Here is a 309-nt window from a genome sequence, read left to right as displayed (position 1 = left end):
CACCGTACGATACGTTTTCATCGTCCTTCTCAACAAAATTACCTTTCTTAGTAACTGTTAACCATTCACCCATTCGGACGAAATCCATATCAAGTCCGTTATTCGCTTCAACGAACCCCTGCTTTGTTTCTTCTAAAATAGCTGTAATATAATTACTTCCAGTATTTGTTTTCGCCACTGCGTTATTTTGTACCACTACTTCATTTTGATTTGTTTCTTGTGTCATTATTTTTTCCTCCCGCGCCCCTGTAGGCCGTATTTTTTCCACGCTTTTCGTTTTGCTTGGCTTTTCTTTTTACGATAAGTTAC

Annotated in this window: 1 pseudogene; it reads right to left on the bottom strand. The window is 38.2% G+C overall.

Annotated elements, in window-relative coordinates:
- Window positions 1–226, bottom strand: a pseudogene (locus KVT11_RS19660) (hypothetical protein); the annotation flags it as partial.
- Window positions 227–309 lie beyond the last annotated feature (83 nt).

Origin of the sequence: Bacillus sp. GbtcB10 (assembly GCF_019091365.1) — a bacterium.
Classification (GTDB): Bacteria; Bacillota; Bacilli; order Bacillales; family Bacillaceae; genus Bacillus; species Bacillus altitudinis.
Note: the sequence above shows the minus strand (reverse complement) of the source record. Positions and strands in the feature narration are given on the sequence as shown.